Origin of the sequence: Streptomyces sp. NPDC026092, assembly GCF_040638605.1 — a bacterium.
In the GTDB taxonomy this organism is placed as follows: domain Bacteria; phylum Actinomycetota; class Actinomycetes; order Streptomycetales; family Streptomycetaceae; genus Streptomyces.
The window spans coordinates 15,795-41,826 of record NZ_JBEZYN010000030.1; the positions used below are offsets into that span (position 1 = coordinate 15,795).

At 71.9% G+C, this 26,032-nt stretch carries 25 protein-coding genes and 4 pseudogenes; 17 read left to right on the top strand and 12 right to left on the bottom strand.

Translation table 11 applies throughout. The annotated features are described in order from the left end of the window. The first annotated feature begins 66 nt into the window (after positions 1 to 66). On the top strand, positions 67 to 822 hold the full coding sequence (locus tag AB0F56_RS33040; protein ID WP_362016525.1) for a class I SAM-dependent methyltransferase: 756 nt from the start codon (positions 67 to 69) through the stop codon (positions 820 to 822). Continuing rightward, positions 819 to 1,898 carry a prenyltransferase gene (locus AB0F56_RS33045; RefSeq protein ID WP_362016527.1) on the top strand — a complete coding sequence of 360 codons (1,080 nt, stop codon included), beginning with the start codon at positions 819 to 821 and terminating at the stop codon, positions 1,896 to 1,898. The genes AB0F56_RS33040 and AB0F56_RS33045 overlap by 4 nt, the downstream gene beginning before the upstream one ends. 28 nt (positions 1,899 to 1,926) lie before the next feature. Here the strand turns inward: AB0F56_RS33045 and AB0F56_RS33050 are convergent, their stop codons facing one another. Next, entirely contained in the window at positions 1,927 to 2,214 is a 288-nt protein-coding gene (locus tag AB0F56_RS33050) for a hypothetical protein (protein ID WP_362016529.1), read from the bottom strand. Positions 2,215 to 2,380: 166 nt separating this feature from the next. Here AB0F56_RS33050 and AB0F56_RS33055 point away from each other — a divergent pair, with 166 nt between their 5' ends. Further along, positions 2,381 to 2,896 (top strand): hypothetical protein, encoded by a 516-nt coding sequence (locus AB0F56_RS33055; RefSeq protein ID WP_362016531.1) that lies wholly within the window; start codon positions 2,381 to 2,383, stop codon positions 2,894 to 2,896. A gap of 2 nt (positions 2,897 to 2,898) precedes the next feature. Here AB0F56_RS33055 and AB0F56_RS33060 read toward each other — a convergent pair whose 3' ends face one another. The 3 genes from AB0F56_RS33060 to AB0F56_RS33070 form a co-directional block, all read right to left on the bottom strand. Further along, the gene (locus AB0F56_RS33060; RefSeq protein WP_362016532.1) at positions 2,899 to 3,909 is read right to left on the bottom strand and encodes an LLM class F420-dependent oxidoreductase; all 1,011 of its coding nucleotides are present in this window, start codon (positions 3,907 to 3,909) and stop codon (positions 2,899 to 2,901) included. A gap of 111 nt (positions 3,910 to 4,020) precedes the next feature. Then, positions 4,021 to 4,863 carry a DUF5336 domain-containing protein gene (locus AB0F56_RS33065; RefSeq protein ID WP_362016534.1) on the bottom strand — a complete coding sequence of 281 codons (843 nt, stop codon included), beginning with the start codon at positions 4,861 to 4,863 and terminating at the stop codon, positions 4,021 to 4,023. 92 nt (positions 4,864 to 4,955) lie between these two features. After that, positions 4,956 to 5,798 carry an N-acetylmuramoyl-L-alanine amidase gene (locus AB0F56_RS33070; RefSeq protein WP_362016536.1) on the bottom strand — a complete coding sequence of 281 codons (843 nt, stop codon included), beginning with the start codon at positions 5,796 to 5,798 and terminating at the stop codon, positions 4,956 to 4,958. A 226-nt stretch (positions 5,799 to 6,024) separates the two neighbouring features. Here AB0F56_RS33070 and AB0F56_RS33075 point away from each other — a divergent pair, with 226 nt between their 5' ends. Continuing rightward, positions 6,025 to 7,614, top strand: coding sequence for a hypothetical protein (locus tag AB0F56_RS33075; protein ID WP_362016538.1), 1,590 nt, complete (start codon positions 6,025 to 6,027; stop codon positions 7,612 to 7,614). 18 nt (positions 7,615 to 7,632) lie between these two features. On the opposite strand, the gene AB0F56_RS33080 is transcribed toward AB0F56_RS33075, so the two are convergent. Then, positions 7,633 to 8,256: a class I SAM-dependent methyltransferase gene (locus AB0F56_RS33080; protein ID WP_362016540.1), complete on the bottom strand. Its 624-nt coding sequence runs from the start codon at positions 8,254 to 8,256 to the stop codon at positions 7,633 to 7,635. 113 nt (positions 8,257 to 8,369) lie between these two features. Then, the gene (locus AB0F56_RS33085) at positions 8,370 to 8,708 is read right to left on the bottom strand and encodes a hypothetical protein (protein ID WP_362016542.1); all 339 of its coding nucleotides are present in this window, start codon (positions 8,706 to 8,708) and stop codon (positions 8,370 to 8,372) included. An 84-nt stretch (positions 8,709 to 8,792) separates the two neighbouring features. On the opposite strand from AB0F56_RS33085, the gene AB0F56_RS33090 reads away from it, so the two are divergent. The 5 genes and pseudogenes from AB0F56_RS33090 to AB0F56_RS33110 all read left to right on the top strand — a co-directional run. Next, complete coding sequence (locus AB0F56_RS33090; RefSeq protein ID WP_362016544.1) at positions 8,793 to 9,641, top strand: helix-turn-helix transcriptional regulator; 849 nt, start codon at positions 8,793 to 8,795, stop codon at positions 9,639 to 9,641. Further along, positions 9,601 to 9,879, top strand: coding sequence for a DUF397 domain-containing protein (locus tag AB0F56_RS33095; RefSeq protein ID WP_362016546.1), 279 nt, complete (start codon positions 9,601 to 9,603; stop codon positions 9,877 to 9,879). Before AB0F56_RS33090 ends, AB0F56_RS33095 begins: the two co-directional genes overlap by 41 nt. Positions 9,880 to 9,885: 6 nt before the next feature. Continuing rightward, positions 9,886 to 10,878: an alpha/beta hydrolase gene (locus AB0F56_RS33100; protein ID WP_362016548.1), complete on the top strand. Its 993-nt coding sequence runs from the start codon at positions 9,886 to 9,888 to the stop codon at positions 10,876 to 10,878. Between the two features lie 67 nt (positions 10,879 to 10,945). Continuing rightward, positions 10,946 to 11,044, top strand: a pseudogene (locus AB0F56_RS33105) (MerR family transcriptional regulator); the annotation flags it as partial. Positions 11,045 to 11,049: 5 nt separating this feature from the next. Further along, positions 11,050 to 11,418, top strand: a pseudogene (locus AB0F56_RS33110) (hypothetical protein); the annotation flags it as partial. Here AB0F56_RS33110 and AB0F56_RS33115 read toward each other — a convergent pair. Continuing rightward, positions 11,357 to 12,151 carry a hypothetical protein gene (locus tag AB0F56_RS33115; protein ID WP_362016550.1) on the bottom strand — a complete coding sequence of 265 codons (795 nt, stop codon included), beginning with the start codon at positions 12,149 to 12,151 and terminating at the stop codon, positions 11,357 to 11,359. The pseudogene AB0F56_RS33110 and the gene AB0F56_RS33115 overlap by 62 nt on opposite strands. A 125-nt stretch (positions 12,152 to 12,276) precedes the next feature. On the opposite strand from AB0F56_RS33115, the gene AB0F56_RS33120 reads away from it, so the two are divergent. The 3 genes from AB0F56_RS33120 to AB0F56_RS33130 all read left to right on the top strand — a co-directional run bounded on the left by AB0F56_RS33120 (position 12,277) and on the right by AB0F56_RS33130 (position 17,230). Next, positions 12,277 to 14,442: an acyl-CoA dehydrogenase gene (locus tag AB0F56_RS33120; protein WP_362016552.1), complete on the top strand. Its 2,166-nt coding sequence runs from the start codon at positions 12,277 to 12,279 to the stop codon at positions 14,440 to 14,442. A gap of 46 nt (positions 14,443 to 14,488) precedes the next feature. Next, on the top strand, positions 14,489 to 15,682 hold the full coding sequence (locus AB0F56_RS33125; protein ID WP_362016554.1) for a lipid-transfer protein: 1,194 nt from the start codon (positions 14,489 to 14,491) through the stop codon (positions 15,680 to 15,682). A gap of 108 nt (positions 15,683 to 15,790) precedes the next feature. Then, entirely contained in the window at positions 15,791 to 17,230 is a 1,440-nt protein-coding gene (locus AB0F56_RS33130; RefSeq protein WP_362016556.1) for an MFS transporter, read from the top strand. A 20-nt stretch (positions 17,231 to 17,250) separates the two neighbouring features. Here AB0F56_RS33130 and AB0F56_RS33135 read toward each other — a convergent pair whose 3' ends face one another. Beyond that, positions 17,251 to 17,892 (bottom strand): response regulator transcription factor, encoded by a 642-nt coding sequence (locus AB0F56_RS33135; RefSeq protein WP_362016558.1) that lies wholly within the window; start codon positions 17,890 to 17,892, stop codon positions 17,251 to 17,253. Between the two features lie 282 nt (positions 17,893 to 18,174). Here AB0F56_RS33135 and AB0F56_RS33140 point away from each other — a divergent pair, with 282 nt between their 5' ends. Then, the gene (locus AB0F56_RS33140; protein ID WP_362016560.1) at positions 18,175 to 18,513 is read left to right on the top strand and encodes a hypothetical protein; all 339 of its coding nucleotides are present in this window, start codon (positions 18,175 to 18,177) and stop codon (positions 18,511 to 18,513) included. Here AB0F56_RS33140 and AB0F56_RS33145 read toward each other — a convergent pair. Both AB0F56_RS33145 and AB0F56_RS33150 read right to left on the bottom strand, forming a co-directional pair. Next, a pseudogene (locus AB0F56_RS33145) lies at positions 18,500 to 19,558 on the bottom strand (sensor histidine kinase); the annotation flags it as partial. The gene AB0F56_RS33140 and the pseudogene AB0F56_RS33145 sit on opposite strands and share 14 nt — an antisense overlap. Continuing rightward, a pseudogene (locus AB0F56_RS33150) lies at positions 19,558 to 19,938 on the bottom strand (ATP-binding cassette domain-containing protein); the annotation flags it as partial. The pseudogenes AB0F56_RS33150 and AB0F56_RS33145, both read right to left, overlap by 1 nt. A gap of 421 nt (positions 19,939 to 20,359) precedes the next feature. On the opposite strand from AB0F56_RS33150, the gene AB0F56_RS33155 reads away from it, so the two are divergent. The 3 genes from AB0F56_RS33155 (at position 20,360) to AB0F56_RS33165 (ending at position 23,317) form a co-directional block, all read left to right on the top strand. After that, entirely contained in the window at positions 20,360 to 21,214 is an 855-nt protein-coding gene (locus AB0F56_RS33155) for a MaoC/PaaZ C-terminal domain-containing protein (protein WP_362016561.1), read from the top strand. Positions 21,215 to 21,235: 21 nt separating this feature from the next. After that, positions 21,236 to 22,312, top strand: coding sequence for a Zn-dependent alcohol dehydrogenase (locus AB0F56_RS33160; protein ID WP_362016563.1), 1,077 nt, complete (start codon positions 21,236 to 21,238; stop codon positions 22,310 to 22,312). Between the two features lie 63 nt (positions 22,313 to 22,375). Further along, positions 22,376 to 23,317: a 3-oxoacyl-ACP reductase gene (locus tag AB0F56_RS33165; RefSeq protein WP_362016565.1), complete on the top strand. Its 942-nt coding sequence runs from the start codon at positions 22,376 to 22,378 to the stop codon at positions 23,315 to 23,317. A 117-nt stretch (positions 23,318 to 23,434) separates the two neighbouring features. Here AB0F56_RS33165 and AB0F56_RS33170 read toward each other — a convergent pair whose 3' ends face one another. Continuing rightward, positions 23,435 to 23,572, bottom strand: coding sequence for a hypothetical protein (locus tag AB0F56_RS33170; RefSeq protein WP_362016567.1), 138 nt, complete (start codon positions 23,570 to 23,572; stop codon positions 23,435 to 23,437). A 35-nt stretch (positions 23,573 to 23,607) separates the two neighbouring features. Then, positions 23,608 to 24,717 (bottom strand): hypothetical protein, encoded by a 1,110-nt coding sequence (locus AB0F56_RS33175; RefSeq protein ID WP_362016569.1) that lies wholly within the window; start codon positions 24,715 to 24,717, stop codon positions 23,608 to 23,610. A 258-nt stretch (positions 24,718 to 24,975) separates the two neighbouring features. On the opposite strand from AB0F56_RS33175, the gene AB0F56_RS33180 reads away from it, so the two are divergent. Next, complete coding sequence (locus tag AB0F56_RS33180; RefSeq protein ID WP_362016571.1) at positions 24,976 to 26,028, top strand: iron-siderophore ABC transporter substrate-binding protein; 1,053 nt, start codon at positions 24,976 to 24,978, stop codon at positions 26,026 to 26,028. Positions 26,029 to 26,032 lie beyond the last annotated feature (4 nt).

The window sequence follows — 26,032 nt, forward strand, 5'->3', positions numbered from 1 at the left end:
CGCCGCCACCGCCCCCGCGTACCGCTCCCACCCCCGCACCACCACCGCACCGGAAGGGCAGACCTCGTGCTGACCGTCGACTTCACCCGCTTCCCGCTCGCCCCCGGCGACCGCGTGCTCGATCTGGGCTGCGGTGCGGGCCGGCACGCCTTCGAGTGCTACCGGCGCGGCGCCCAGGTCGTGGCCCTCGACCAGAACGGCGAGGAGATCCGCGAGGTCGCCAAGTGGTTCGCGGCGATGAAGGAGGCCGGCGAGGCCCCGGCCGGCGCGACGGCCACCGCGATGGAGGGCGACGCGCTCAACCTGCCCTTCCCCGACGAGTCGTTCGACGTCGTGATCATCTCCGAGGTCATGGAGCACATCCCGGACGACAAGGGCGTCCTCGCCGAGATGGTCCGGGTCCTCAAGCCGGGCGGCCGGATCGCCGTCACCGTCCCGCGCTACGGCCCCGAGAAGGTCTGTTGGGCGCTCTCCGACGCGTACCACGAGGTCGAGGGCGGCCACATCCGCATCTACAAGGCGGACGAGCTGCTCGCCAAGATCCGCCAGGCGGGCCTCAAGCCGTACGGCACCCACCACGCGCACGCGCTGCACGCGCCGTACTGGTGGCTGAAGTGCGCGTTCGGCGTGGACAACGACAAGGCGCTGCCGGTACGGGCGTACCACAAGCTCCTGGTCTGGGACATCATGAAGAAGCCCGCCCTGACCCGGGTCGCCGAGCAGCTGCTCAACCCGGTGGTCGGCAAGAGCTTCGTGGCGTACGCGACCAAGCCCCACCTGCCGAAGGCCGACTCCGACTCCGTCGAGGCCGGCGCCAAGTGACGAGCCCTGAGCAGATCGCGGAGCACCTGCTCCTCCCCGGGGTCCTCACCGCCGAACAGGCCGCCGAGACCGTCGCCGGGATCCTCGCCGTCCAGTGCGAGGACGGCGCGATCCCGTGGTTCCGCGGCCACCACCTCGACCCCTGGGACCACACCGAGGCCGCCATGGCCCTGGACACCGCAGGCGAGCACACGGCGGCGGCCCGGGCGTACGAGTGGCTGGCCCGGCACCAGAACGCCGACGGCTCCTGGTACGCGGCCTACCGCGACGGCGACGCGGACGACGTCACCGACCGCGGCCGCGAGTCCAACTTCGTCGCGTACGTCGCCGTCGGCGTCTGGCACCACTACCTCGCGACCGGCGACGACGCGTTCCTCGACCGGATGTGGCCGGTCGTCTACGCCGCCGTCGAGTTCGTCCTCGCGCTCCAGCGGCCCGGCGGGCAGATCGGCTGGAAGCGGGAGGCGGACGGGCAGGCGGTCGAGGACGCGCTCCTCACCGGCAGTTCCTCCATCCACCAGGCGCTGCGCTGCGCGCTCGCCATCGCCGAGGCGCGCGAGGAGCCCCAGCCCGACTGGGAACTGGCGACCGGCGCGCTCGGCCACGCGATCCGCAGCCACCCCGAGCGCTTCCTCGACAAGTCCCGTTACTCGATGGACTGGTACTACCCGGTCCTCGGCGGCGCGGTGAGGGGCGCGGCGGCCACGGCCCGGATCGACGAGCGCTGGGACGACTTCGTCGTCCCCGGCCTCGGCGTGCGGTGCGTGCTGCCCAACCCGTGGGTGACCGGCGGCGAGAGCTGCGAACTCGCCCTCGCCCTCTGGGCGATGGGCGAGTCCGACCGGGCCCTGGAGATACTCCAGTCCATCCAGCACCTGCGGGCCGAGGGCGGCATGTACTGGACGGGGTACGTCTTCGAGGGCGAGGCGGCCGTCTGGCCCGAGGAGCTCACGAGCTGGACGGCCGGCTCGCTGCTGCTCGCCGTGGCGGCGCTGGGCGGCGACGAGGCGACGGTGGCGGTCTTCGGCGGGGAGCGGCTGCCGAGCGGGCTTGAACCGGAGTGCTGCGGGGCCTGAGGGGCGGCGGCGAGGCTTCCGCGGAACGTCAGCGGCTGCGGAGCCTGCCCGCCACCGTGTGCCCGATGGCGAGGTAGACGACGGCGGCGAGACCGTAGCCCGCGACGACCCGCGCCCAGGCGTCGTCGAAGGTGAAGAGGTCGTAGGACCAGGCGGCCAGCCAGCGGGCGGCGTCCTGGACGAAACTCACCAGGGCGTTGGCCCGGTTGGCCTCCAGCAGGTACATGAGGATCCACAGGCCGATCAGGCCGGCGGCTATGTCGGCGGCGACGGCGATGACCCTGGCCGCCTGCGTCGTACCTCTGTGTTCAGTCATGGGTGTCGTTTTGCCGCTTCCCAGGCCCTCGAAACCCGTTCGGAGTCGCCCGAGTGGCGGAGCGTTGGGGGCGGGGCGAGGCTGTGGCCAAAGCCCTCAGGGAGGTCGAGCCGTGCCCAGTTGCGTTGTTCCGTCCGGTGTTCCTTCCGGTCCGATACGCCGCGGAGTGGTGGCGTTTCTGCTGTCCTGCGCCCTGCTCCTGACGACGGCCGCCTGCGGCGGCGACGACGCGCAGAGTGCGAGCGGCAGCGCGACGGCGAGCACGACGGCGGAGCAGCAGAAACTCGCCAAAACCCGGTTCGTCGCCAACGCGGGCCTGGCGGCCGGAGCGACGTACCAGTGGATCGTCAAGCCGTACCGTGCGGGCAAGTTCAAGAAGGGCGCGGACGGTCAGAAGTTCGCCCTGGTCAAGGCGGGGCTGGCGGGGGCGTTCGCGTACAACCGGCTCAAGGCGGCGGTGAACAACGCCAAGGGCGACGAGCACCTCTCGAAGGCGGTCGCGCCGCTGACGGCGGGCATCGAGAAGCTCAAGGAGCTCGGTACGAAGCTCCGCAGGGGCGAGGCGAGCGAGGCGGACGTCGGCTCGTTCGAGGACGTCATCCAGAACGTCAAGGACGCGGGCGCGAGCGCGGGCGCGGTGGTGACGGACAAGGTGCCGAGCACGTCCCAACTGGGTGGCTGAGGCTACGCGTTCAACTCGGCCAGCAGCCTCAGTGTCGCCAGGTCCGGTGCCGTGACCAGCAGGTCCGTCACCGGACCCTTCCGCCACTCCGCGAGCCGCTCGGCGATCCGCACCTTCGGCCCGACGAGCGAGATCTCGTCAGCGAAGGCGTCGGGCACGGCGAGCACGGCCTCCTCGCGGCGGCCGGCCGCGAACAGCTCCTGGATGTGCCGGGCTTCGGACTCGTACCCCATGCGGGCCATGAGATCGGCGTGGAAGTTGCGGGCGGTGTGCCCCATGCCGCCGATGTAGAACCCGAGCATGGCCTTGACGGGCAGCAGCCCCTCGGCCGGGTCGTCGCAGACCTGAGCACGGACCATGGGCGCGACGAGGAACGAATCCGGCAGCCGCTCGGGGAGCGAGTAGACCTCGGCGTACCGCGAGGGCGACCAGTAGAGCGGCAGCCAGCCGTCGGCGATCCGCAGGGTCTGCGCGATGTTCTTGGGCCCCTCGGCCCCGAGCAGCACGGGCAGATCGGCCCGCAGGGGGTGGGTGATGGGCTTGAGGGCCTTCCCGAGCCCGGTGCCGTCCGCTCCGGCGTACGGATGGGAGTGGAACCGCCCGTCGAGCGCGACGGGCCCCTCGCGGCGCAGGACTTGGCGGATCACGTCCACGTACTCGCGGGTCGCGGTGAGCGGACTGCGCGGGAAGGGCCGGCCGTACCACCCCTCGACGACCTGGGGCCCGGAGAGCCCGAGCCCGAGCATCATCCGCCCACCGGAGAGGTGGTCGAGCGTCAGCGCGTGCATGGCGGTCGCGGTGGGGGTCCGGGCGGCCATCTGCGCGACGGCGGTCCCGAGCCGGATGCGCGAGGTGTGCGCGGCGATCCACGTCAACGCGGTGAACGCGTCGGACCCCCACGCCTCCGCGGTCCACACGGACCCGTACCCGAGCCGCTCGGCCTCCCGAGCGAGCTCGAGGTGGGCGGGGGAGGGCCCGCGCCCCCAGTAGCCGAGAGCGAGTCCGAGACGCATGACGCGGCACCTTTCTGACGCTCCGTCAGTTCACGCTTTCGGGGGACTGTACGGCAACGGCCCCCCGCCCGGAAGGGATTCCGGGCGAGGGGCCGTGAGGCGGTGGGTCGTTCAGCCGCGCTGGATGCCGGTCGTGTCCTGGAGGACGCCGCGGCGGCCGTCCTGGGTCTGGGCGATCAGGCTCTGGCCGCGCTGCTCGACCGCCAGGTACCAGGTACCGGGGGCCAGTTCGGCGAGCGGGGTCGGCGAGCCGTCCTCCGCGTACAGCGGGCGGGCGACCGGGACCGCGAACCAGAACGGGGCGAAGTCACCGGCGGGCTGGCCCTGTCCGCCCTGGGCGGGCGCGGGGGTCGGCTGCGGGGCGGCGGCGTGGGCGTTCGGGTCCTGGGCGCCGTACGGCTGGGGCTGGGCGCCGTAGGGCTGCTGGGCGGCGCCCGGGTAGCCGTAGCCGCCGGGGACGCCCTGCTGGCCGGGCTGGCCCGGCTGCATGCCGTAGGGCTGCGGCGTCTGCGGCTGCGGGGCGCTCAGGAGCGGGGCCTTGAGGGCGGGGACCAGCGGGGCGGCGACGGCGGCACCGGCCAGGATCAGGGAGGCGATCAGGCCGAGGATGAGGCCGGCACCGGCGTTCACCGACTCGAACATCCACATCAGCATGTTCCAGGCCGAGGCCACGGTGAACGCGGCACCGACCTGGCCCAGCTCGAGACCCGCGACCTTGCGGTTCTGGAGCTGCGGCAGACCGCGCGACAGGACGACGAGCGCGGCACCCGCGATGCCGAGGATGATGGCGCCCCACCCGAGGGGGGAGACCTCCCAGGAGTTCGTGCTCGGGACCTGGTCGCAGACGGCGGGGGCGGCGTCGCAGCCGCTGATGTCAAGGAACGAAGCGATGAACAGCACCACCGCTGCACCGATCAGAACGCCATCGCCTCGAGTGAGGGAGCGGATATTCACGTAAGAAGTCCTTCGTCGGGTCGTCTCGTCGGGGTGGCGCGAAGCACGGGGGCGGCCCCCATCGTACGGAGGAAATCTATCGCCCGTCGGTACTACCCCTTGAGGTAGGTCCCGATGCCGTCCGCCAGTCCCTGCGCCGCTTTCTGGCGCCATGCCGCATTCGTGAGGAGTGCGGCGTCCTTCGGGTCACGCATATTGCCGCACTCGACGAAGACCTTGGGCACGGTCGAGAGGTTGAGCCCCCCGAGATCGTCCCGTACGTCCAACCCCGTTCCGCCACCGAGGTAGTTGGCGGGCGCGGTGCCGGTCGCGCGCGCGAAGTGGGCGGCGATGGCCTCGCCGAGTTCACGTGAGGGGCCGACGATCTTCGAGGTGTCGGCGGCGCCGGAGCCGACCTTGGCGGGCAGGATCACGTGGAAACCGCGGTTGCCGGTGGCGGAACCGTCCGCGTGGACGGAGACGACGGCGTCGGCGCGGGCGGCGTTGCCGGTCCGCGCGCGCTCGTCGATGCAGGGGCCGAAGGGGCGGTCGGCGTCATGGGTGAGCAGGACCTTCGCGCCCCGGGCCGTGAGGAGATCACGCAGACGGTGTGAAACATCGAGGGTGAATGCGGCTTCGGTGTAATCGGCGTCGGTGGAGGTGCCGGTGGTGTCGCATTCCTTGCGACCTGTGCCGATATCAACCTTCTGGTTGATTTCCCGGGAATGCTGGAAATTGCCGGGATTGTGGCCCGGGTCGATCACGATCGTCCGGCCCGCGAGCGGGAGCCCGCCGGAGGAGGGCGTGGCCGGCGTGGTGGTGGGGGCGCTCGTGGTCGTCTTGGCGTCCGGGGTCGCCGAGGGCGAGCCGCCGCCACCGCAGCCCGTCGCGAGCGCGGTGAGGGCCGCGCAGGCGGCGAGGGCGCGGGCGCGGGTCTTGCGCTGGTCGTACGGCACCTTGCGACTCTAGTGGGAGCTTCCGGTGTGTGTTCGGCCGACGCGGCGGGACTGTGAAGGCCGCGTGGCGGGTATGCAGAGAGGACGTACACGGACACCGGGGGGAACTGTGACGGGGGAAGAGCCGAACGACGTACGTCCAGGGGGAGAGCAGGGGCCGCAAGGGGTGTCGGAGACACCTTGGGCGTATGGGGCGCCAGGGACAGTGGGCTTTCCGCCGCCGCCCGTGCAGCCGCCCACGCAGCCTCCCGGGGTTCCGGTGCCGCCGCCCGCACCGGTCGAGTCGAACCCGGCGCAGGCGGTCCTCGTCGGGTTGCTGAATCTGTCCTGCCTGGGACTCGGATACGTCCTGCTGAAGAAGTGGGTCCAGGCCGCCGTCTGCGTCCTCGCGACCGCCGTGCTGCTGCTCGTCGCGCTGCCCGCCGACGTGGACGGCGTCCCCACCGGCGTCCTGGTGGGGTACGGAGCGTTCCTGCTGGCCGCGGCCGTCGACGGCGCACGGCGCGGCCTGCGCGCCCCGCTCGCCCTGTCCGCGGGCGCCGCCGCCACGGCCGGCACCGGGGCGCGGCGGCTCGCGCTCCCGCTGGCCCTCGGGCTCGTGCTGCTCGCGGTGCCGGTCGGCGGCTCCGTCGCCTACGGCGCGGCGCGCGACGAGGCCGTGGAGCAGTCGCTGCTCGCGCGGCTCGCGGAGGCGGACAAGCAGGTGAAGTCGGTGGAGGGTCAGAGCTTCGGCGGCGCGGAGAACGCGTACGGCAAGGCGCTCGCCGTCTACCAGGAGCTCGGCACGAAGCACGCGGGCTCGCGGGCGGGCCGCCAGGTCCCCGACCGGCTGAAGGACTACTACGCGTCCGTCTCGACCCCGTACCAGCAGAAGAAGTACTGCGAGGCCGTCCCGGGGCTCCAGCATCTGCGTGCGCTGCCGGAGAAGGTGGACCGCGCGCTCCTCGACGGGCTGACGGGCAAGGCGGACGACCCGCTCGCCCACTCCTGGTACGAGTGCGGGATCACCGGTCTCGCGCGGGCGGGCACGGAGGCGGCGGCGGGGGACAACCTGAACGCGCTGCTGTCGACGTTCCCCGAGTCCTCGTACGCGAAGAAGGTCGAGCCGACGGTCCGCGAGGGGCTGAGGACCCGGGCCGCGGCGATAGCCGCGGGCAGCACGGACCCCTGCGACGCCGTCCTCGAACTCCAGCGCTTCCGCACCACCGTCGACCTGCTGCCGAAGGACACGTTCTCCGCCGTCTCGACCGACACGGGCAAGGAGATCCAGAAGGGCGACTTCGCCTGTGGGGTCGAGCAGTTCGAGGAGAAGGAGTTCAGCGAGGCCGTCGAGACGATGAACGAGTACGTCAAGGACTACCCCGGCAGCCCGCAGGTCGCCCACGCGCGCTCCATCGCGATCGCCGCCGAGATAGCCGACGAGACGCCGGCCGCGGGCAACCGGCTGCCGCCCGCCACGGCTCCCGGCGGCTCCCGGATGGTCATGGTGGTGTCCAACGACGGGCCCGGTGAGGTCGAGCTGCTCTACACCGGCCCCGTGACCGGACGCGTCACGCTGAAGGCGTGCGGGACCTGCACGGCGTACGGGGACATCCTCGCGCGGGGCGCCGCCAAGCCGAAGGTGTGCTCGGGACCGTCGTCCAAGTACCCGAAGGCCACGCTGCTGCTGCCCGCCGGCGACTACCACCTCCTCCAGAAGCGGCCGGGTGCGGGGTCGCTGTCGGCGGGGGACAAGTCGAGCACGGCGAAGATCGAGCCGGGGTACTCGTACACGAACTGCCTGTACGTGACGAGGGGCTTCGGCGTCGGCCTCTAGCCGGGCAGCCGGTCGCTGTCAGCGGCGGCGCAGGACCCGCAGCGAGTCGGTCACCGAGACCTCCTCGAAGTCGCCCGACTCCAGAGCCCGGAGGTAGATGCGGTACGGGGCCTGGCCGCCGTCCTCCGGGTTCGGGAAGACGTCGTGGATGACGAGCAGCCCGCCGGCGGCGACCTTGGGCGCCCAGCCCTCGTAGTCGTTGCCGGCGTGCTCGTCGGTGTGCCCGCCGTCGATGAAGACGAGGCCCAGCTCGCCCGCCCAGACCTTGGCCACCTGCGGGGAGCGCCCGACGACCGCGATCACGTGCTCCTCGAGGCCCGCCTTGCGCAGCGTCCGCCGGAAGGTCGGCAGGGTGTCCATGAGGCCGACCTCGGGGTCCACGACGGTCGGGTCGTGGTACTCCCACCCCGGCTGCTGCTCCTCGCTGCCCCGGTGGTGGTCCACGGTCACCGCGACCGTCCCGGCCTCCCGGGCCACGTCGGCCAGCAGGATCGTGGACCGCCCGCAGTAAGTCCCGACCTCAAGGAGCGGCAGCCCGAGCTTCACGGCCTCCGTGGCGGCGGCGTACAGGGCAAGCCCCTCGTCGAGCGGCATGAAGCCCTTGGCGGCCTCGAAGGCGGCGACGATCTCGGGCGCGGGCATGGGGGCCTCCTACTGGCGGGTACGGCAGCTGCGAGCGCCCATGGTGCCCTACGCGTCGCACTCGAACCACACCGTCTTCCCGCCGGCCGCCTCCGACACCCCCCACCGGTCCGTCACCCCCTCCACCAGCACGAGCCCCCGCCCGCCCTCCGCGAGCGGCGCGGCGGCCTTCGCGTGCAGCGCCCCGGCACGGCATCGGCGACCTCCACCCGCAGCCCGTGCGGCTCCCGCAGGATCAACACCGTGCACCGCCGCCCGGGCACATGCCGCACGACGTTGGCGACCAACTCGGTGAGCGCGAGCCCGCCCGCGTCGGCGAGGTGGTCGAGCCCCCGGCCGAGGGACATGCGCAGGATCCGGCGCATGTGACCTGCGGAGTGCTCACCGACGGTGAAGCCCATGCGGTAGCTGGTCTGAAGTTCCGCAGGGTAGAGGTCAGTTACGTGATTCATGCCACCAGGGTGGAGCGGTCTGGTTACGCTCGGCTACGGACCGAAACGAACGCAGTGATGCGTGAGCTTGGGGGTGACCTCGTCGTGGTCAACATCCGCAGCCTCGATCCCAGCGCCTCGCCGCTGGACTACTACGGCTGGGAACTTCGCCGATTGAGGGAGGAGGCGGGCCTCAACCAGCAGCAGTTGGGTGACGTCGTCTTCTGCTCGGCATCACTGATCGGCCAGATAGAGACGGCGAAGAAGGTCCCCACGCGGAAGTTCTCGGAGCAGCTGGACGCGGCGCTGATGACGGGCGGGGTATTCACACGGGTGGTGGGGTTGGTTCTGAAGAGCCAGCTGCCGACGTGGTTCCAGCCGTATGCGGAGATGGAGGCGAAGGCAGCCTGCATCTACTCCTTCCAGGCGCAGTTGGTCGACGGCCTGCTGCAGACGCCCGACTATGCGCGGGCCGTTCTCGGGGCCCGGACCGAGGACGACCTCGACACCAAGGTCGCCGCTCGTATGGAGCGCCAGCGCATCCTGGAACGGGAGACTCCGCCGTTGGTCTGGGTGGTGATGAGCGAGGCCGTGCTGCATCAGGAGATCGGCGGACGGGCGGTCATGCGAGACCAGCTCGCTCACCTGCTGGCGATGCAGAAGAGGGAATGGCTGAAGATCCAGATCCTTCCCTTCACGGCCGGGGGGCACGCGGGGTTGATGGGATCGTTCAACCTGCTGCGCTTCGAGGAAGACCCCGACATCGTGTATACGGAGGACTTCGTCCAAGGGCATATGACCGCCGATCCGGCAGCTATCAGGGAAGGTTCGCTCCGTTACGATCACCTGCAGGCTGCCGCGCTCTCCGTAGAGGACTCGGCGGCGCTGATCGCCCGCGTAATGGAGGAACGCTATGGGGACCGACCAGAACCTGACGGGCGCGCGCTGGCGTAAGTCTTCGTACAGCGGTGACACCGGCGGCCAGTGCATCGAATGCGCCCCCCTCGGCACCGCCACCTGGCGAAAGTCCTCCTCCAGTGGAGACACCGGCGGTGACTGCATCGAGGTCGCCGACCTCGCCACCCACGTAGCCGTACGGGACTCCAAGAACCCCGATGGGCGCACCTTCCTGGCAACTCCGGCGGCGTTCACCGCGTTTGTGGTGGCCGCTGCCGAGGGTCGGATCGGCTGAGCGGTGGTGCCGGTACCGCCGTTCGACCCTGAGCTGGCCGTCGTACTCGCGGCGTTGGACCCCGAGGCGCTGGCGCCCGTGACCCCGGAGAACCTGCGGGCCGTGCAGGAGCGGGACGTCAATGCCCGCCCCCGGCCGACGGTCGAGGAGCTGGGCGACGGGGGCCGGTTCGAGGTGGCGGAGCTGAGCGTGCCGGGGCCTCCGGGCGGGCCGGAGGTGACGCTCGTGAGCGGGCGGCCCGCCGGGCTCGCGGGGCGGCCGTTGCCGTTGCTTCTCTACATGCACGGCGGGGGCATGGTCATGGGGAACGCGTGGTCCGTGCTGCCGCGCGTTCTGAACGACTGGGCCGAGCCGCTGGGCATGGCCGTGCTCTCGGTCGAGTACCGGCTCGCGCCGCAGACGCCGTACCCGGGTCCGCTGGAGGACTGCTACGCCGCGCTCGTGTGGGCCGTCGAGCACGCGGCCGAACTGGGCGTCGACCCCGACCGGATCCTCATCGGCGGCAAGAGCGCGGGTGGCGGGCTGGCCGCCGGCCTTGCCCTGCTGACCCGGGACCGGGGCGGTCCGGCGGTGCTCGGGCAGGTGCTCCTCTGCCCGATGCTCGACGACCGCATGAGCGGCTTCTCCAGCCGCCAGATGTCGGGCATCGACATCGGCGACCTCACTTCCCACGCGACCTTCTGGCAGGCGTACCTCGGCGACGACCTCTACGGTTCCGCCGACGTCCCGCCCTATGCGGCACCCACCCGCGCGACGGACCTCTCGGGGCTTCCTCCGGCCTACATCGACGTCGGCTCGGCGGAGATGTTCCGGGACGAGAACATCGCCTACGCCGACGCGATCTGGCGGGCAGGCGGCCAGGCCGAACTCCACGTCTGGCCCGGCGCCTTCCACAGCTTCGACGGCATCGCCCCCAACGCCACCATCAGCCAGGACGCCCGCGCCACCCGCACCCGCTGGCTCCGCCGGCTGCTAGCGGGAGGCGACGGCCGGTCGTAGGGGGCAGTCGGTGTCGGCGCGGGTGGTGAGGTCGGCGCGCAGGGCGGCGAGTTCGGCCATCCGCCTGCCCGAGACAGTGCCGTGGCTGCACTACGTCCGCACCGCGCAGACGCTCGGTTTCACGCTCGCGGAGATCGCCCGGACCGGCGAGGAACTGCGGGAGGCGCGGCCGGGCGGGCGCTCGGGCTCGGCGGACTGCCCGAACTCGACCCGATCCAGGTCCTGTACGCGAATCTGATGGGCTCGGTGGTCGTCGTCCGGGCCGTTCTGCGGTTCGTCCGGCCACTGGCGGTCCACGGACTGTTCGACGGGTGCGCCCGCATGCTGTTCGCGGCGTGGCAGGCGTACGCGCTGGCTCACGGCGCCACGGGCGTCCTGTGGCTCTTCCTCGCCGTTGAGGCGGTCGCAGGCGTCGCCCAGCTCGCTCCGTGGTGGCGGTGCAGCCCAGGGGTCCTGAGGCGCGATCCGTGCGGCCGGCTCAGTAGCGATGCCTCGGCCAGTGCGGGTCCTCCCAGCGGGCGGGGCCCGTCAGGCCGATGAGCCGTATCCGGTGGAGCAGTTCCTCGGGCACGTCCGGGGCGGCGCGAAGCCGCGCCGGGGCGTATCGGACCAGCCAGGCGACGAGTTCGATGCGCAGGGCCTCCTCGTCTCCCCAGGCGTACCAGGGGAGTTGGTCGGCCAGCAGGTCGTACTCCCAGGCGTCGACGGCTTCGGCCAGGTGCCGGTCGGCGTGGCGGTCGTCGTGCGCCTCCCAGGCCGTCAGCCACGGCGTGAGCGTGTCGGACGCCTCGGTGCACAGCTCCAGCACCTCGTGGACCGGGACCGCGGGATCCGGAACGGTCAGGCTGTACGCCCACCAGGCGTGCAGGAATTCCCACACCGCCTCGCTCTGAGGCTCGGGCCACTCCTGCCAGTGGCCGAGGGCGAAGGCGCGTCCGGCGTCGTCCATGTCGGACAGGGGGCTCTCCAGCCCCTGGACGAGTGATCGGGCGAACTGCGGCAGGACGCGGCGAAGCGCCGCGCCTTGGTCCCGCCAGTCGATGGCGCGCCATGTGCGTCGCAGAAGGTCCGGATCGAGCTCGACGTCCGGCATCTTCAACAGCGCGAGTTCTTCCGCGCTGCCCCAGTGGCACTCGCAGTTGTCCTCGTCGGCGCGGGCGGTCATCCCGCGGAAGGTGACGGCCAGGAGGTCCAGAGCCCGGTCGAGCCGGAGTCGCGCGGACGTCGCGTCGGGATCGGCGGGGGCGTCGAGGGCGTCGGGGTCCATGGTCATGGGGCACAGCCTCACAGGACTCCGGCCAGGTCTCGCCGGCCGAAGGTTCCGACGATACCGGTCCGGGCGAACCCGTGGGGTTTCTGACCTTCCGTCAGATTGGAACGTGTTCTAGTCTGCGCCCCATGGGCATCGGAATCACGCAAGAGCAGCGGGAGTTGGCTCGGTCCGTGCGCGGGTGGTTTGCTCGGGCTGTGCCGGGCGAGGACGTGCGGAAGCTTCTTGACGCGCCTGCGGAGAGTGGGGTCGGGCGGCCCGGGTACTGGGACGGGCTTGTCGAGCAGGGGCTGCTCGGGGTGCATCTGCCCGAGTCGTACGGGGGTGGGGGCGGCGATCTTGTCGATCTGGCCGTCGTGCTCGAAGAGGCCGCGCGGGCTCTCGTGCCGGGGCCGTATCTGCCCTGTGTGCTCGCCGGGGAGGTCCTGAGCAGGGTTCCGGGAGCGGGTGAGCTCGTCGGCGACCTCGTGCGCGGCGTCAGGGTGGGGGCCGTCGCGCTCGGGGCCGGGGGGATGACCGGGGTCGAGGTCGAGGGCGGGGTCGTGTTCGACGGGGTCGCGCCGCCCGTCCTCGGGGGCGCCCAGGCCGACCTGCTGATCCTGGCCGCCAGTACCGCGCGGGGCGTCGTCTGGGCCGCCGTGGACGCCGAGACCCTCGCCGTCCGCCCGCACGAGAGCGCCGACCCGACGCGGCCGACCGCCGAGGTCACCGCCGACGGCACCCACGTGCCCGCCGACCGGATCCTGGACCTCGACCCCACTCTCGTACCGGACCTGGCCGCCGTGCTGTACGCCGCCGACGCCTGCGGGACCGCCGCCCGGGCCCTGGAGACGGCCGCCGAGTACGCCAGGACGCGCGAGCAGTTCGGGCGGCCCATCGGGCAGTTCCAGGGGGTCAAGCACCTCTGCGCCGACATGCTCGTACGGGTCGAGCAGGCCCGCGCGCTCGCCTGGGACGCCGCCAGGGCCACCGACTCGACCGCGCGCTCGCTCGTCGCGGCCCTCGCCGCCGCCACCGCCCTCGACGCCGCGTACAGCTGCGCCAAGGACTGCATCCAGATCCTCGGCGGGATCGGCTTCACCTGGGAGCACGACGCCCATCTCACGTTGCGCCGCGCCCTCGTCGCCCGCCAGCTCCTCGGCTCGGGCGACGCCCACCGGGCGCAGGCCGTCCGGCTCGGCGCCGAGGGCGTACGGCGTGAGCTGCGGCTCGAACTGCCGCCGGAGGCCGACGCGTTCCGCGCCGCCGCGCGCGAGGCGCTCGCGCCCGCCGTCGGCCTCGACCCGGGCGCCGCGCGCCGTGCCCTCGCCGCCACCGGGTACGCCGCCCCGCACCTGCCGGAGCCGTACGGCCTCGGCGCCGGGCCGCTCCAGCAGCTCGCCGTGCAGCGGGAGCTGGACGCGGCCGGGGTGCGGATCGCCGGCCTCGGGATCGCCACCTGGGTGGTCCCGTCGCTCCTCGCGTACGGGACGGGCGCGCAGCAGGAGCGGTACCTCGGGCCCACTCTGCGCGGCGAGCTGCTCTGGTGCCAGCTCTTCTCCGAGCCCGGCGCGGGGTCCGACCTCGCCTCGCTCCGTACGAAGGCGGAACGGACCGAGGACGGCGGCTGGCGCATCACCGGGCAGAAGGTGTGGACGAGCGCGGCCCAGTGGGCCGACCACGGCATCCTGCTCGCCCGCACGGACCCCGACGCGCCCAAGCACAAGGGGCTCACGTACTTCCTCGTCGACATGAAGAACACCCCCGGGATCGACATCCGGCCGCTGAAGGAGATCACCGGCGAATCGCTCTTCAACGAGGTCTTCTTCGACGGTGCGGTGCTCCCGGCCGACGCCGTCGTCGGCGCGGTCGACGACGGCTGGCGCGTCGCCCGCAACACCCTCGGCAACGAACGCGTCCACATGGCCGACCAGGTCGCCTTCGACTCCGGGCTCGAAGCGCTGATCGAGCGGGCGACCGGGGTCGACACCTCCGTACGCGTACGGATCGGAGCCCTGGTCGCCGAGGCGCACGCGCTCGCCTGCATCGGGCTGCGGACCACCACGCTCCAGGTCTCCGGCCTCGAACCGGGCGCGGGTGCCTCCGTACGCAAGCTCGTCCAGACCGTCCACCAGCAGAAGGTCGCCGAGCTCACGCTCGAACTGCTCGGCCCCGAGGGCGCCGTGCGGGAGGGCGCGGGGGAGCGGGCGGTCCACGGGCTGCTGATGTCCCGCTGCCTGACCATCGCGGGCGGCACCACGCAGGTCCAGCTCAACGTCGTGGCCGAGCGCCTGCTCGGACTGCCGAGGGACTAGAGACCCGAGACCAGAGACCGACTGAACTGACTGAGGGGAAGCGGAGATGGGGAAGGCGTACATCGTCGGCGTCGGGATGACGAAGTTCGAGAAGCCCGAGACGCGCGACTGGAACTACTGGGACATGGCGCGCGAGGCGGGCACGGCGGCGCTCGCCGACGCCGGCGTCTCGTACGAGCAGGTCCAGCAGGTCCCGGTCGGCTACTGCTTCCAGGCCTCCACGGCCGGGCAGCGTGCCGCGTACGAACTCGGTCTGACCGGTGTGCCGGTCTACAACGTCAACAACAACTGCGCGACGGCGTCGACCGCGCTGATGATGGCCCGGCAGTTCGTGGAGGGCGGGATCAGCGACTGCGTCCTCGCGCTGGGCTTCGAGAAGATGGCGCGCGGGGCGCTGGGCGGCGGATCCGACGGCGGCGACTTCAAGACCTCCCCGGTCGCCCGGCACTACGGGATCATGGCCGCCGCCCACGGCTTCGAGATGTCCCCGCCGACCGCGCAGATCTTCGGCAACGCGGCCCGTGAGCACATGGAGCGGTACGGGACGACGGAGGTGCAGCTCGCGGCCGTCGGCGCCAAGAACCACCAGCACTCGGCGAACAACCCCAACGCCCAGTTCCAGGACGTGTACTCGGTCGACGAGATACTCGCCGCCAAGACCATCCACCGGCCGCTGACGAAGCTCCAGTGCTCGCCCACCTCCGACGGGTCGGCGGCGGCTGTGGTGGTGTCCGAGCGGTTCGTGGTCGAACACGGGCTGCACGACAAGGCCGTCGAGATCGCGGCGCAGGCCATGACCACGGACACCGAGGACTCCTTCGCGTCCGGGTCCTGCATCGACGCGGTCGGCCGGCCGATGTCGCGTGCCGCGGCGCGGCAGGTCTACGAGAAGTCCGGGCTCGGGATCGAGGACGTGGACGTCGTGGAACTCCACGACTGCTTCTCCATCAACGAGCTGCTGACCTACGAGGCCCTCGGCATGTGCGAGGACGGTGCTTCGGGGAAGCTCGTCGAGTCGGGGGCGACGACGTACGGCGGGCGGTGGGTGGTGAACCCGTCGGGCGGGCTGATCTCCAAGGGGCATCCGCTGGGGGCCACCGGGCTCGCCCAGGCCGCCGAGCTGGTCTGGCAGCTGCGGGGCGAGGCGGGGCCGAGGCAGGTGGCGGGGGCGCGGGTGGGGCTCGCGCACAACATCGGGCTCGGCGGGGCGGCGGTGGTGACGATGCTGCGGAGGGGGTAGGAGCGGGCCTGGGCCGGGGGTCCGGAGGTCGTAGGACCAATTCCTGGGGCCCTTCCTAGGACCGATTCCCGATGTACGGGGCACGGACCGTCTGCGACCATCACACGCATGGCCCGAACCGAGTCCTCCGCCGCCGAGTCGGCCGCACCGTCGTCCACCTCCGTACGCCCCACCCCGCGCACCTGGCTCGTCGTGCTGGCCGCGTGCGCGGGGCAGTTCCTCGTGGTCCTCGACGTCTCGGTGGTGAACGTCGCGCTGCCGTCGATGCGGGCCGACCTCGGTCTCTCGGCGATCGGGCTGCAGTGGGTCCTCAACGCCTACTCGATCGCCTTCGCCGGGTTCATGCTGCTCGGCGGACGGGCGGCGGACCTCTTCGGCCGGAAGCGGATGTTCCTGCTCGGGCTCGGGCTCTTCACCGCGGCCTCCGTCGCGGGCGGGCTCGCGCAGGAGGGCTGGCAGCTGGTCGCCGCACGGGCCGTGCAGGGCCTCGGCGCCGCGGTCCTCGCGCCCGCGACGCTCACGATCGTGACCGCTGCCGTACCGGCGGGGCCGGCGCGGACCCGGGCCATCGGGACCTGGACGGCGGTCGGGGCGGCCGGTGGCGCGGCGGGCGGCTTCGTGGGCGGGGTCCTCGTCGACCTGCTCTCCTGGCGCTGGGTGCTCCTGATCAACGTGCCGGTGGGCGTTCTGGTCCTGGCCGGGGCGGCGCTGTGGCTGAGCGAGAGCCGTACCGTCGGCGGGCGACGGCTCGACCTGCCGGGCGCGGTCCTCGTCACCGGCGGCCTCGCCTCCGTCGCGTACGGCATCGTGCAGACGGAGGAGGGCGGTTGGGGCGCACCGGCCACCCTGGTCCCGCTGCTCGGCGGCCTGGCCCTGCTCGGGGTCTTCGTCGCCGTCGAGGCCCGGACGGCGGCCCCGCTGATGCCACTGAAGCTCTTCCGCTCGCGGGCGGTCTCGGCCGCCAACGTGTCGATCCTGCTCGCCGGTTCGACGTCGTTCGGCATGTGGTTCTTCATGACGGTGTACGCCCAGAACGTCCTCGGCTACACCCCGATCCAGGCGGGTCTGGCCCTGGTCCCCAGCTCGGTCAGCGTCATCGTGGGCTCCAAGCTGGCGCCCCGCCTGATGCCGACGACGGGCGCGCGCAACCTCGCGGTCATCGGGGCCCTGGTCGCCGCGGCCGGCTTCGCCTGGCAGTCGACGATGACGGCGAACGGCACGTTCCTGACCATCATCCTGGGCCCCGGCATCCTGATGATGGCCGGCATCGGCCTCCTCACCACCCCCCTGGCCACTCTGGCCACCTCCAGCGCCGCGCCCGGTGACGCGGGGCTGGTCTCCGGCCTCGTCAACACCTCCCGCACGATGGGCGGCGCGCTCGGCCTCGCCGTCCTGTCCACCGTGGCCGCCGCCCGCACGGCCGGCGGCACGAGCCCCGAGGCCCTGACGGAGGGTTACGCCCTGGCCTTCCGCACGGCGACGGGCGTCCTCCTCGCGGCGGCGCTCCTGATGCTGCTGTGGCTGCCGAGGCCGAGTCGCCAGGACTGAGCCGGACCGGGGGACAGACTCTAGAGCCAGCCCTGCTGACGGGCCTCCCGGACCGCCTCCATGCGGTTGCGGGTGCCGGTCTTGCCGATGGCGGAGGAGAGGTAGTTCCGTACGGTCGACTCGGACAGGTGCAGCCGCGTCGCGATGTCGGCGATCGTCGCGCCGTCCACCGCCGCGCCCAGGGCCTCCCGCTCGCGGGCGGACAGCGGGTTCGGCCCCGCGCTGAGGGCCGCCGCGGCGAGGGCCGGGTCGATGACCGTCTCTCCCCGCAGGACCTGCCGGATCGCCGAGGCGAGTTCCTCCACCGGCCCGTCCTTCACCAGGAATCCGGCCGCCCCCGCCTCCATCGCCCGCCGGAGGTACCCGGGCCGGCCGAAGGTGGTCAGGATCAGGACCCGGCAGTCGGGCACCTCGTCGCGCAGATCGGCGGCGGCGTCGAGCCCGGACCGTCCCGGCAGCTCGATGTCGAGGAGTGCCACCTCGGGCCGACTGACGAGCGCCGTGTCCACGATCTCGTCCCCCCGCCCCACCTGAGCGACGACCTCGATGTCCGGCTCCATCCCGAGCAGCAGCGCGAGCGCGCCCCGCATCATGCCCTGGTCCTCGGCGAGGAGAACTCGCGTACGCGACAGCGGGCGGTGGTCCTGCGGCATCTCGCTCATGGGGAAAAGGGTAGGCCGGGGGGCTGTTGGGGCGCGTCATGCCGCCTTGGATCCTGACAGGGCCCGACTCCGCCGGCATGGGTCGCCCGGCGGGTCACAAGTAGCCATGCGAAGGACACCGGCACACACTGGAAGTGATGAGGGCGACCGGATCTACGGGCCCTCGTCCAGGACCGCCCGGGCAGCCATGCGAAGTTGATGGATCAATGACTTCGATGACGATCGACGGCTATCGCCTACGCAGCGGAATGAGCTCAGTGCCAGGCCCCTCAGGGAGTGTTCATGAGCGCCACAGAAGAGACCCCACTTCAATGCACGCTGAAAGAGGAGAACTTCACGGCTGTAGCGAGCCTGCACAGTGGCGGTAGGCGGCGAGTCACCGTCACCGGTCGGCTTACCTGCCCGACCACGGGCTTCGGCTTGCGCCTCGAGCTCGACAATCCGGGAGTCAACCCGCAGCCGAACGAGCTCGTACTGAAGGTGGTCGAGGACGAGCCGAGTGGCGTGGTGCAACCGGTTCTGACCGAGACCGACGTTTCTGACTACTTCCCGGTCAAGCCGGAGGTGGACACCGTCATCATCCGAAATCTCGGCATCAAGGTTCCCGTCACGGGCCTATAGGCCTCCCTGATACGTGAGCCGTCACCGGGAGGTCCGCAGTGACGCGGAAGCCGCCCTGTGGGGCCGGGCCCGTGGTGAGGGTGCCGCCTGCGGTTGCTATGCGTTCGTGGAGCCCCTTGAGGCCGGTGCCGGGTGGGGCGGCCGTGCCCTTGCCGTTGTCCGTGATCGTCAGGCGGACGTGGGTCAGGGTGCCGCCCAGGTCGATGGTGCAGCGGGTCGCCTCGCTGTGGCGGACCGCGTTCGTCACCGACTCCCGTACGACCCAGCACAGCAGCGCCTCCGTGGCGGGCGGAAGGGGTGGGCCGGACTGGCGGACCACCGGGTCTATGCCCGCCGAGGAGAGGGCGTCGCGGGCGCCGTCCAGTTCGGTGGCGAGGTTGCCCTCGCGATAGCCGGTCACCGCCTCGCGGATCTCCGCGAGCGCCTGGCGACCGACGGACTCGATGTCGGCGACCTGGGCGAGCGCGGCCTCGACATCGCGCGGGGCGAGCCGCCGCGCCGCCTCCGACTTGACGACGATGACGGACAGGGTGTGCCCGAGCAGGTCGTGGAGGTCCCGGGAGAAGCGGAGCCGCTCCTTCTCCACCGCCGCCCGGGCCAGTTCCTGCCGGGTGGCGCGCAGCTCGCGGACGGTTTCGGAGAGGGCGAAGATGGCCGCCGTCACCATCGCCGAGATGAACGTCCCGTAGGCCACGTTGATCGCGCCCCAGCCGTCCCGTACCCCCGCGACCACGGCAGCCGTGACACAGAGCGGGAACACCACCCGGGGCAGCCGCCGGCCGCGGGTGACCGACCCCGCGGCGAGGCCGAGCAGCGGGAAGTACAGCAGGTACGGTCCGCCGTAGGCGATGCTCAGGCCCAGGGTGACGGCCGCCATCCCCGCCAGCAGCCACCAGGTGGTGGGCGCGTCGCGCTTGGGGCCGCTGAAGGCACGGAAGACGACCGCTATGTAGAGAGAGTTGAAGACGAGCAGGCCAAGACCGGTGAGCCAGGGGTTGGCCGACTTGCCCTGGAAGAGGTGGGAGACCGCCCCCATGCCCATGAGCGGCCCGCCAGCTCCGTGAGGCCCGCGAGCTCCAGGGCCTCGGCCACCGGCAGCGGGGACGGGTACGTGCGGGCGACGAACGTGACCAGCTCGCGGACGGTGACCCGGGGGACCGGCCGGCCCTCCTGGAGCATCGCACCGACCCGGCCCGCCGCGACCGCGCGGCCGGGCGCCGCGCCGAAGAGCGAGACCCGGCCCTCGTCTGGCTCGGTGAGGCCGAGGAGCAGGGCGATCGTGGTGGACTTGCCGGCGCCGTTGCGGCCCAGCAGGGCCACCGTCTCGCCACGGTGGACGGTCAGGTCGATGCCGTCCACGGCGCGGACTGCGCCGAATCTCTTCGTCGTGGCCTCGAAGACCACGGACGCGGGCTCGTTCGTCATGCCGTCGAAACTACGGATCCGGCCGGGGAGCGCGGCAGGCGTGGATGTACGGAGTCGGCAGTGACAAATGTCCTGCCACCGGCCCGGCCACTCGGTTAGCTGACGTGTCGTCAGGTGTCACTGCCCGAGGGCTTCTCAACTCATCCCCGCTCGGCTATACATGAGGATCACCGACCTAGAACGCGTTCTAGAACGGAGAGCGAGCGCGTACGGGACGGTCCCCGCACGGCCTCGGTGCGGCCGACGGTGCGGACGGTCGCACCGAGGTCTTCCACACGGCACGATCCCCACGTCCCCACGTCCCCACGATCCTCACGTCTCCACGATCCTCACGTCCCACGCCCCACGATTCCCACGTCCCCACGCCTCACGACCTCTACGTCCTCCCGACCCTCACGGATCTCCAAGGAGCAGCATCCCCATGCCCATTGATGCCGCCAAGGCCGTCGCCGCCGAGCCCCGCAGCGCCGAGATCGGCTGGGACCACAAGGACGTCCAGCTCTACCACCTGGGCCTCGGCGCCGGAACCCCGGCGACCGGCCCCGGCGAGCTCCGCTACACCCTCGAATCCAGGCTCCACGTCCTGCCCAGCTTCGCCACCGTCGCCGGCGCCGGCATGGGGGTCGTCGGCGGGCTCTCCGCGCCCGGCCTCGACATCGACCTCGCCGCCGTCCTGCACGGCGGCCAGACGATCACGCTCCACCGGCCGGTCCCCGTGAAGGGCCGGGCCGTCACGACCTCCCGCGTCGCCGCGGTGTACGACAAGGGCAAGGCGGCCGTCCTCGTGCTGCGTTCCGAGGTCGCCGACGACGACGGCCCGCTGTGGACCAGCGACGCGCAGATCTTCGTCCGCGGAGAGGGCGGCTGGGGCGGAGACCGCGGCCCCTCCGAGCGGCTCGAACTCCCGGACCGCGAGCCCGAGAAGACCGTCGAGCGTCCCGTACGCGAGGACCAGGCGCTCCTCTACCGGCTCTCCGGCGACTGGAACCCGCTCCACGCCGACCCCGAGTTCGCCGCGCTCGCCGGCTTCGACCGGCCGATCCTGCACGGACTCTGCACCTACGGAATGACCCTCAAGGCGGTGGTGGACACGGTGCTCGGCGGGGACGTCGCCCGGGTCCGCTCGTACCGCACCCGCTTCGCCGGGATCGTCTTCCCCGGCGAGACCCTGCGTATCCGGATGTGGACCGGGGACGGCCGCGTCCAGGTGTCGGTCACGGCCGTGGAGCGCGACGACGCTCCCGTGCTCGCCGACACCCTCGTCGAGTATTCCTGATCGGGCGATTGGAGCCGCACCATGCGCGCAGCCGTACTGCACGAGATCGGCCAGGACAAACTGGAGGTCCTCGACGACGTCGAGGCCGTGGGATTCGGCCCCGGCAAGGTCAAGATCCGGGTCAGGGCGACCGGACTGTGCCACTCCGACGTCTCCGCGATGAGCGGCGTGCTCCCGCAGCCCGCCCCGTTCATCCCCGGCCACGAGGGTGCGGGCGAGATCCTCGACATCGGCGACGGGGTCACCGGGCTCAGCGAGGGGCAGCGGGTGCTGCTGTGCTGGCTGCCCGCGTGCGGCGCGTGTCCCGCCTGCAAGCGCGGCCAGACCCAGCTCTGTCTGGCCGGCTTCATGAACGCCGGTACCCCCAACTTCCGTAGGCCCGGAGGGGAGGTCTTCGGCTTCGCGGGGACCGGCACCTTCACCGAAGAGGTCGTCGTCGACGCCGGCTGCGCCGTCCCGATCCCCGACGACGTGCCCTTCGACATCGCCGCGCTCATAGGCTGCGGCGTGACCACCGGGCTCGGTGCGGCCATCAACACCGCGAAGGTGGAGGCAGGTTCCTCGGTCGCCGTGATCGGCTGCGGCGGCGTCGGCATCTCCGCGATCCAGGGCGCCAAGCTCCAGGGAGCCGCCCAGATCGTCGCCGTCGACCCGGTCGAGTCCCGGCGCGAGGCCGCCCTCCGCTTCGGCGCGACCGAGGCCGTCGCCCCCGACGGGCTCGCGGACGCCAAGCAGCGGATCACCGCGGGCGAGGGCTTCGACTACGTCTTCGAGGTCGTCGGCAAGTCCGCCACCGCCCGTACCGCGTACGAGACGACCCGGCGCGGCGGCACCCTCTGCGTCGTCGGCGCGGGCGCGCTCGACGACCACCTCCAGCTCAACATGTTCGAGCTGTTCTTCGACGAGAAGCGGATCCTGCCGTCGATGTACGGCGGCGGTGACGTCATGCGCTCGTACGAGCGGGCCATCGCGCTCTGGCGGGCCGGCCGGATCGACCTGGAGTCCCTGATCACCCACCGGGTGCCGCTGGCCGGGATCAACGAGGCGCTGGAGCAGATGCGTACGGGTGTCGCGCTGCGCACCTGCATCGAGATCTGAGACCCGAGACCCGAGACCCGAGATCTGAGACCCGAGATCTGAGACCAGAGAGGACGCGAATCGATGTCACTCCCTCTTGAGGGGCTGTCCGCGATCGTCACCGGCGCCGGCCGGGGCCTCGGCCGGGCCGAGGCGCTGGAACTCGCCCGCCTGGGTGCGGCCGTGGTCGTCAACGACTACGGCCAGCCGGGGCGCGACGGCTCCGGCGAGGCGTCGGCGGCCCCCGCCGAGGAGGTCGCCGAGGAGATCCGGGCGGCGGGCGGCCGGGCGGTCGCGCACCTGGGCGACGTCGCCGACTTCGAGACCGCGCGGGGCCTGGTGGACCTGGCGGTGGGCGAGTTCGGGAAGCTGGACATCCTGGTCAACAACGCGGGCATCCTGCGGGACCGGATGGTCTTCTCGATGAGCGAGGAGGAGTGGGACTCGGTGATCCGGGTCCATCTGAAGGGCCACTTCAACACCACGCACTTCGCGGCGGTGCACTGGCGGGGACGGGCGAAGGCGGGGGAGACCGGCGTGTACGGCCGGATCGTCAACACCTCGTCCGAGGCGTTCCTGGCGGGCTCGGCGGGCCAGCCCAACTACGCGGCGGCCAAGGGCGGGATCGTGGGCCTCACGACCTCGACGGCGCTCGCCCTCGCGAAGTACGGCGTCACCGCGAACGCGATCTGCCCGCGGGCGCGGACCCGGATGACGGAGGACGTCTTCGCGGGCTTCGCGGAGCCGGGGGACGGCGAGCTGGACGCGCTGGCGCCGGAGCACGTGGCGCCGCTCGTGGGCTACCTGGCGTCCCCGGCGGCCGCGGCCGTCAACGGCCAACTCCTCGTCGTCCACGGCGGGATGGTCGCGATCGTGGACCGGCCGAAGGTGTCGGCGAAGTTCGACACGGCGAAGGACGCGTTCACGTACGAGGAGCTGGACGGGCTGCTGTCCCCGCACTACGCGGGCCGCCCGGCGGGCGAGACGTTCGCGGCGACGGAGGTGCTGGGGCTGAAGCGGGGGTAGGGCCGGGGGCGGGCCGCGGTAGCGCCGCGCCAGGGCCTGGGAATCGACGGGAACGGCCCCGGGGAATCCCCCGGGGCCGTTCCGTAGGTACTGGCGGCTTTTGTTACTGGTACTGCTCTACTGCTCCTCGTCGCGGCGGTGGCGGCCGTGGGGGGAGGACGTGGAGTCCTCCGACGGCGCCGCCTCGCCGCGATGCCTTCCGGAGCCCTGCGGCTCCGAGCCGTCCGTACGCGCTTCCGACATGGTGGAACTCACCCCGTAATGATCGCTGTTGTCGTGCGGCCGAGAGTCTAGCCAGCGGCCTTGCGGTCGGTGAGGGGAGCCTGCTGGAGCGGTACGGGGCGGCAGACGCGTGGTTCGACCGTGACCGCGACGGGCTCCGGGTCCGGCGGGACCGTGAGCCCCGCGAGGCCGCAGGTCGTGTCCTCCGTAGCGTACGGCAGTCGCAGCACGCCCTCCGGCGTCCAGAGGCCCGAACCGGGCATCCACCCCGCCGGCGCGGCCAGTTGGTGCATCCGGCGGCCGGTCGGCTGCCACATGCCGACCCAGCTCCCGGCCGCCGCGTCGATACGCAGCGCCACCGGGCAGCTCTCCGGAAGGAGCACCTGCCCCGGCTGTACGGCGAAGGGGGTCACCGCCGCGTCGTCGAGCCGCAGGCACTCCGGGAAGCGGACCGGCAGCAGGCTGCCGAGGACGCCCCAGCCGAGCCGCTCGTGGCCAGGGGAAGGGGCGTCGGAGCGGATCAGGAGCAGCCCGCTGTCCGGGTCGGCGAGCAGCAGTCGGTCGTGGCTTTCCTCGGTGATCTGGAGCAGCGGCGTCACCTCGCCCCCGCGCTCCAGGTCGACCGCGACCGCCTTCACCGGGCCGCCGTCCAGGCACCGGTCGAGGGCCAGCATCCGTCCCGTACGGTCCAGCCAGACGCCGCCCGTGCAGCGGCCCTTGACCTCCGCGACCTGCTCGGGGCCGAACGCGCCGCCCGCCACCAGCCAGATCGTGGTGGTGTCCGCGCCGACGCACATCGCGTAGCCGCAGATGCCGTCCGGGGAGGGCGGCAGGAGGACGAGCTCCTCGGCCTCGACGGCGCCCAGGGGGAGTTGGCCCGTCCCCGGGCCCGTCGGGTAGAGCAGGGAGAACGTGTGCCGCAGGCCGTCCACGCGGCGGCCGATCAGCACCCGCCCGTCCGCGAGCGGCAGCAGCTGGGCGTGGGCCTCCTCGGGCTGGTCGAGCGGGAGCGGTACGGCGTACGGCTCCGGTCCGTCCAGGGTCCACCGCTCCGCGTACAGGGCCTCCCCGGTGCCGGCGAGCCGCGCCGCGTACGCGCCGTTCGCCGTGATCGTGAAGCGCGCCGGCCGCACCGCGCCGCCGTCGTCCGTCGTTGTCTCGATGGCACAGGCTGTCATCGACTCGTCACCTCCGGCCACCGAAGCTAGTTTTCGCACTTCCTGCCGAACAACACGAGCCCGGTCACTTCACACATAAGGGTGGCCGTGAATCGATTCTGCTGAGGCGAGGGGGCCGGGTGTGCTGGCGAGATGAGGGGTGCATAAGGTAAGGCGATCCTAAGTGGAGCCTGTGACTCCGGGTGTGGGCCCGCCCCGCGCCGGCCGCGCACGGCTTCCGAGCCGCACCGCCCTCGTATCCGTACAGGAGTCGCCCCTATGTCCCTCCGCCGCCGCGGCACCGCCGCAGCCGTCGCCCTCGCCGCCGCGCTGTCCCTCGCGGCCTGCGGAAGCGGCGCCGACGCACCGGCCACCACCTCGGAAAAGAAGGACGGCGCCGCCAAGAAGGACGTCGCCACGGGCGGCAAGGACTTCGGCGACGCGGCGGCCAAGACCGCGGCCATGGGGACCGACGCCGAGCCCGGCCAGTTCCCGCGCACGCTCACCCACGCGCTCGGCAGGACGGAGATCACCGCCGCCCCGAAGCGGGTCGTCGTCCTCGACGTCGGCGAGCTCGACAACGTCGTCTCGCTCGGGATCAAGCCCGTCGGGTACGCCCCCGCCGAGGGTGACGATGGCATCCCCACGTATCTGCAGAAGGACGCGGGCGCCCCCAAGTCCGTCGGAACGATCAACAATCTCAACCTCGAGGCGATCGCCAATCTGGAGCCCGACCTGATCCTCGGCAGCCAGCTGCGCGCCGCCGACAAGTACGACGAGCTCTCGAAGATCGCCCCCACCGTCTTCTCCATCCGCCCCGGCTTCACCTGGAAGGAGAACTACCTCCTCAACGCGGCGGCCCTGGACAGGACCGCCGACGCGAAGGCGAAGCTCGCGACGTACGAGACCAAGGCCAAGCAGCTCGGCGCAGACATCGGCGCGGCCAGCGGCCCGAACAAGCCCTCCATCTCGATGGTCCGCTACCTCCCGGGCAAGATCCGGCTCTACGCCAAGGCCTCCTTCATCGGCACGATCCTCGAGGACACCGGCCTGCCCCGGCCCAAGAACCAGCAGGTGAACGAGCTCGCCGCCGAGATCAGCCCCGAGAAGATCGACCAGGCCGACGCCGACTGGATCTTCACCGGCGTCTACGGCGACCCGAAGGCCACCAAGCGCGACACCGCCCAGGCCAACCCGCTGTGGAAGAACCTGAAGGCGGTCAAGGCCGGCCGGGCCAAGGACGTCCCGGACGAGACCTGGTACCTGGGCCTCGGCGTGACCGCGGCGAACAGCGTCCTGGACGACCTGCGCGCGGACCTCGTGAAGAAGTAGAAGA